Origin of the sequence: Gordonibacter pamelaeae 7-10-1-b, from assembly GCF_000210055.1 — a bacterium.
Classification (GTDB): Bacteria; Actinomycetota; Coriobacteriia; order Coriobacteriales; family Eggerthellaceae; genus Gordonibacter; species Gordonibacter pamelaeae.
The window spans coordinates 2,659,479-2,665,058 of the sequence record NC_021021.1 but is presented as its reverse complement, the minus strand read 5'-3'; the positions used below and the strand labels follow the sequence as shown (position 1 = coordinate 2,665,058).

The 5,580-nt window shown below is 67.6% G+C and carries 7 protein-coding genes; 3 read left to right on the top strand and 4 right to left on the bottom strand.

The window, feature by feature from the left end; all coding sequences use genetic code 11:
* Positions 1 to 178: 178 nt before the first annotated feature.
* The 4 genes from GPA_RS12360 to GPA_RS12345 all read right to left on the bottom strand — a co-directional run bounded on the left by GPA_RS12360 (position 179) and on the right by GPA_RS12345 (position 3,439).
* Positions 179 to 562, bottom strand: coding sequence for a rhodanese-like domain-containing protein (locus tag GPA_RS12360; protein WP_049784146.1), 384 nt, complete (start codon positions 560 to 562; stop codon positions 179 to 181).
* Positions 563 to 627: 65 nt separating this feature from the next.
* Entirely contained in the window at positions 628 to 1,089 is a 462-nt protein-coding gene (locus GPA_RS12355; RefSeq protein ID WP_015540067.1) for an FAD-dependent oxidoreductase, read from the bottom strand.
* A gap of 247 nt (positions 1,090 to 1,336) precedes the next feature.
* The gene (locus GPA_RS12350) at positions 1,337 to 1,825 is read right to left on the bottom strand and encodes a rhodanese-like domain-containing protein (protein WP_041239588.1); all 489 of its coding nucleotides are present in this window, start codon (positions 1,823 to 1,825) and stop codon (positions 1,337 to 1,339) included.
* Between the two features lie 267 nt (positions 1,826 to 2,092).
* Complete coding sequence (locus GPA_RS12345; protein WP_269446308.1) at positions 2,093 to 3,439, bottom strand: FAD-dependent oxidoreductase; 1,347 nt, start codon at positions 3,437 to 3,439, stop codon at positions 2,093 to 2,095.
* A gap of 353 nt (positions 3,440 to 3,792) precedes the next feature.
* Between GPA_RS12345 and GPA_RS12340 the strand changes: the two genes are divergently transcribed.
* The 3 genes from GPA_RS12340 to GPA_RS19335 form a co-directional block, all read left to right on the top strand.
* Positions 3,793 to 4,224: a universal stress protein gene (locus GPA_RS12340; protein WP_015540065.1), complete on the top strand. Its 432-nt coding sequence runs from the start codon at positions 3,793 to 3,795 to the stop codon at positions 4,222 to 4,224.
* Between the two features lie 101 nt (positions 4,225 to 4,325).
* Positions 4,326 to 5,180, top strand: coding sequence for a TIGR04282 family arsenosugar biosynthesis glycosyltransferase (locus GPA_RS12335; RefSeq protein ID WP_041239587.1), 855 nt, complete (start codon positions 4,326 to 4,328; stop codon positions 5,178 to 5,180).
* A gap of 220 nt (positions 5,181 to 5,400) precedes the next feature.
* A partial coding sequence (locus tag GPA_RS19335; protein WP_041239586.1) for a hypothetical protein occupies positions 5,401 to 5,580 on the top strand: 180 nt, incomplete at its 3' end.

Here is a 5,580-nt window from a genome sequence, read left to right as displayed (position 1 = left end):
GGGGCGGGCGTGAGCATGCACGGGTTCAGCGTGTCGTTCGGCCTGCAGGCGGTGCTGCTGGGGGTGTCGCTCGTGGGGACCATCGCGTTCGTGCACGGCAAGCGCCACGGCAAGGCTGCGAAGGGTGCGGCTGCGGCCTGACGGGCAGGGGAATGCCGCGGGCGCGGAGCGGGCCGTCCTACCAGGCCACGGTCACGCCGGCCCAGTCGAGGATGCCCTTGTCCATGTTGTACACGTTGGTGAAGCCGTTGTTGATGAGCTGCGCGCAGGTTTTCCGGGCGCGGTTGCCGGTGCGGCAGTAGGCGAGCACCGGGGCGTCGCGGTCGAGTCCTTCGAGCTCCGGGGGCAGCGGGTCGAAGCTGTCGTAGCGGATGTTCAGCGAATCGCGCAGGTGCCCGTCGCCGTACTCCTGCGGCGAGCGCACGTCCAAGATGGTCACGCCGCCTTGGTCGACCAGGTCCTCGGCGGCCTCGCTCGATATCAGGTGGTAGGCGCCCGAGTCGAGCGCCCGCTGGTCCTCGGCCGTGATGACGACCTTTACCGAGCCTTCCTCGTCTGCCACGGTGCCCTCCTGCCTGCCCCTTCCGGCGCGCGATGCAGGAGGGGGACTAAATGTATTCAATGTAATTACAGTTTATGATGGTAACAGTAGTTCTCTTCGCGGGGCGTGTCAAGCGCCAGTTCCCCCGGCGCGGCGAAAACCGGGGCGGCCGTCCGGGAGGCCGCCCCGGTGCAAGGCGGGAAGCTGTTAACGAACGATGCCGTGCCGTCCACCACCTCCACGTTCGGCAGGTCGGCCAGCTTATGGTAGTTCTTGCCGCGCAGCAGGCCGGTCACGCGGTCCTTCTCGTCGATGGCCGCCGCATAGCGCGCGGCGCGCTCGTCGAACGTGCCGCCCTGCGCCGCCGAGAGCGCCGCGGAGTGCACGAGCGACTTCGTGGGGATGCAGGCCACGTTGATGCAGGTGCCGCCGTACCTCTTCGGCGACTTCTCAACCAGCGCCACCATCTTGCCCGCTGCGGCGAGCGCGCCCGCCAGCGCCTTGCCGCCCTTGCCGAATCCGATGACGGCTGCGTCGACTTTCCTCATGATGCTTCCTTTCAGGGAAGGGGATGGTTCGCTGTTCGTGGTGTTCGTGGTGTTCGTGGTGCTCGTGGGGGCGCGTGGGGCCGGGGGCGTTGGGGAGCGTGCCGACGTGGCGCGACTCGTCGAGGTTGCGTTTGCCCACACAACTACGAGTTCGGTCGTGGCGGCACGCTCCCCAACGCCCCCGACTTGCGGCTCGCGTTTCGTGAGAGAAGGGGCGGGGAGGGAAGGGGTGCGAGCGCGGAGACGGCTAGGCGCCGTCCGGCTCGGAGCCGGCCACGGTGCCGTAGGGCCAATCGACGATGCCGCCCATGTCGTTCACGTCGGTGAAGCCCAGGGCAACCAGCTTGTCGGAGGCCTGCTTGCTGCGCACGCCGGTGCGGCAGTATACGATGAGCTTGTCGTCGGTGCCGGTCAGCTGCGAGGGCCGTGCCGACCCGATGTCCTCGTTCGGGATGTTGAGGGCGCCGGGCACGTGGCCGTCGGCGTACTCCTTGGGCGTGCGAACGTCTACCACGGTGACGCCGCCCTCGTCGATGAGGGCCTTGGCCTCTTCCGCCGTTATCTTATGGTAGGCGCCCGTGTCCCCGCCCGTATTCGCAGCCGGGTCCGCACCGCCCGCCATGCCGCCGTTTTCGCCGGCCGGCGCGCTGCAGGCCGCCAATGCGAGCACCGCCGCCAACGCAAGCGCCCCTGCGGCCATGACGAGCGCCCTGCTCCCTGGCTTGCCCTTCCTCATATCCGCTCCCTCCAACGTTTTACCATTCAGTGCAATCGTTCCAAGTACAGTTACTGACTGTAACAGTAAATCATACAGTTATAAAAGTCAACACAATCAGTAGGATTTATCCAGCGAGCGGCACAAGCGAAAGCAAAGGGGGATTATGCATAAAAGCTGGAGCGGCTCCCAATCCGCAAGGACGGGGAGCCTCCAAAGTAAGACCAAACCGCCGAAGCGATTCGAGAGCCGTGGGGAGTACCACCTCCCTGCGCCTGCCGCCTGCGCCTACCCCGCCACCTTCGCGAACAGGTTGTTCAGCTCCTCCGTGACGGTGGGGTGGGTGAACACGGCGTCGCGGATGTCGGCGGCGGTGCAGCCGTCGTCCAGGAAGCGCTTCGCCAGGTTCACGATCTCGGGCGCGCCCGTGCAGTACAGGTGGATGCCCAGCACGCGTCCCGTGGCGTTGTCCACGACGCCCTTCATGAGCCGCGCCTCCTTGCCCAAGAGCGGCACCTTCGGCATGTCATCGGCCGTCATGACGGCGCAGGCCACGTCGAACCCCTGGTCGCGCGCCTCCTGCTCGGTCAGGCCGACGTGGGCGAGCGGCGGGTCGGCGAAGATGCAGGACGGCACGGCGCCGCGGGTGCCCTTCGTCTTCGTGCCGTCGCCCAGCACGTCGGAGACCACGATGCGGTAGTCGTCGTACGACACGTAGGTGAACTGCTGCAGCTCGGTCACGTCTCCCATGGCCCAGATGTTCGGCGCGGTGGTGCGCAGGTGCTTGTCGGTGACGATGGCGCCGCGCCCGTCCACCTGCACGCCGGCGGCCTCGAGGTTCAGGCCGTCCGTGGCGGGGCGGCGCCCCGTGGCCACGAGCGCGAAATCGCCGGGCAGGCGCATTTCCTTGCCGTCCACGTCGGCTATGACCAGCACCTGCGCCACATCGTCTTCCAGGCTCTTCACCTGCGCGCCCAGCATGAGCTTGATGCCCCGCTGCTCGAAGTCCTCGCGCACGGCGCGCGCCACGTCGGCGTCCTCGCGCGGTAGGAACTCCTCGCCGCCCTGCAGCACCGTCACGTCCACGCCGAAGTCGGCGAACAGCGAGGCGAACTCCAGCCCTACGTAGCCGGCGCCCACGATGACCGTGCGCTCGGGCAGTATCTTTACGTCCAGCAGCGACTCGCTCGTGTACACGCGCTTGCCGTCCGCGCCGGGAATGTCGGGCAGCGCGGGCACGGAGCCGGTGTCGATGAACGTGCGTGCCGCCTCCAGCTGACGCTCGCCGTCGGTCGTGCGCACGGACAGGTGGGTGGCGTCGACGAACGAGGCCTCGCCGTCGATGACCTCGATGCGCGGGTTGTCGGCGAGCACCCGGTAGCTCCGTTCGCGCAGGCGGGCCGTGGCCTCGTTCTTCTCGTCGATCACGGCCTCGTAGCGCTCGGCGCGCGCCGGGAACTCGCCTCCTTCGAACGCGCTCACGGCAGCCGCGTGCACGAGCATCTTCGAGGGGAGGCAGGCGGTGTTGACGCAAGCCCCGCCGTACATGCGGGTCGAGCGCTCGATCACGGCGACGGTGAGGCCCGCGTCCGCCAAGTCGAGCGCCAACGGCTTGCTGGCTGCTCCGAATCCGATGATCGCCGCATCTACCTGGTCCAGGCTCTTCCTTTCCTCGGGGCCCGCGCGGCCGGATGCCGCCGGGGCGCACGCTCCTGCGGCGCAGCGGGTTGTGTCGGGTGGTGCGCGCCTCGCGCACGCGTTGCGTCCATCGTACGTCTTGGCCCTTGACGCTCCCAGCGGCGCGGGCTCCCCTGCGCCGTGCGATAACCGAGCTGTTGGCAAATCGCGATGCAGCCCGCCGCGCGCCGCCCAGGCAACCGCCTCCGAACAACGGCGCACGCAGCCTGCCAAAACCTTTATACTGTCAGTGAAGGAAGCTCGCCGGCGACAAGCGCGTTCGAAGCGGACGTGCGCGAAAGGAGCGCGACATGAAGATCAACAAGGTATTGGTGGCTGTGGACGAGTCCGAGGGCGCTCGGCGCGCGCTCGAGCTGGCGGAGGCCCTGGCTGCGCCCGATCCCGACATGCACCTCGATCTGGTGTACGTGGTTCCCATCCCACTGCTTGACGAATCGCAGACGGCCAGCTTCAAGGATATCCTCGACATGATGATATCCGACGGCGAGGACGTGCTGACCAAGATGGAGGAAAGCCTGGGCGAAGACGTGGCCGCGCGCACCGAGACCCTGCTCATGACGGGTGTGAACCCTGCGACGGAGATAATCAAGCTCACCGAGCAGCGCGATTACGATATGGTGGTCATCGGCAACCGCGGTCTCGTCGGCCTCAAGGAGTACATGGGCAGCGTGAGCCATAAGGTGCTGAACGGCACGAGCCTCCCGGTGCTTATCGCCCGGTAGCGTTTCGCCGATAGCAGCTGCACGCAAGCGCACCGCTGGGGGGCGGTGCGCGGCGGCCTCGCGCTCCTGCAGGGCCGCCGCAAAGAGCAAGGAGGAGAAATTTGAGGGAACGCAAGAACTCGTTGGTCCTGTTCAGCAAACCGCCGGCGCCGGGATTGGTGAAAACTCGCCTGACTACGCTCAAGGACGGCGTGTTCACGCCCGAGGTGGCCTCGGCGCTGTACCACTGCATGCTGTTCGATGTGACGGAGGTCTGCTGTGCGGCGCTCGCCGACCTCGAGGCGCGTTCGGCCGAGCGGGCCGAAGCCGAGGGCGTGCGCGACGTGTACGAGCTGGTCATCTCCACAACGCCGGCGTCGAACGTCGGGGTCATGCGCGACCTGTACTACAAGGCAGGCACGTGGCCGCGCCCGATCACGTTCATCGCCGACGAGGGCTCGAGCTTTGACGAGCACTACAACCATGCGTTCGCGCAGGCGTTCGAGCGCGGTGCCGACGCGGTGCTGTCCATGGGCGCCGACATGCCGGCGCTCACGAAAGCCGACGTCATTGCCGGGTTCGACGCGCTGCACCGCTTGGACGACGTGGAGGGCGGCGGTATCGTGCTGGCGCCGGACCAGGAGATGGGCGTGTCGGTGATCGGGTGGACGCGCGAGACGGACTTCGACCACACGGGCGTGTTCTACAATCCCGACGGCCTTACCGTGCTGCCCGCCTATATCGCGAAGGCGCGCAAGCAGGGGCTTCCGGCGCTGTACCTGCCACCCATCCCCGACGTGGACACCATGGCCGACCTCATGCACGCCATCACCGTGGTGGAGGCGCTGTGCTACTGCGCGAAGTTCGACGACATCACGCCGCCGTGGCGCACTGCCGACGCCCTTAAGCAGATGGGCTGGGACGAGGTGCGCGTACCGCCGAACGACCTTCACGACCCCCGCGAGGGCATCGACTGACGAAAGGCGCCACGGGGCGATGCTGCGCGGAGGAGGTGCGTCGCATGCTCCTCCGCACAGCTTGCGTTCTCCCGACGCTTCGTCCCGTCCTTCCTCCCGCTGTCGTGTCCTCCCGTCCTCGAAACGCTGACAGCGCGCTTTCCGACGCCGTATGCGCCGCGCCGCGCCCTCCTGCTTCGCCGATACTTGCAGGCAGGCATGCGACGGCGAAGGAGCGGTGATGGAAGGCGTGGATCGAACAGGCGGCACGGCGGCCGACGAGGCGCGGGTGCGCGAAGCGGCAGAGACGCAGCGAACGGCCAAGGCGGCGGAGGCGAGCGGCTCCGCGCGCCCTTCGACGGTCCCTTCGCCCGCTTCGGCCACCACCGAAGGAGTGCCTGCTGTCGCCGTGCGCGACGCG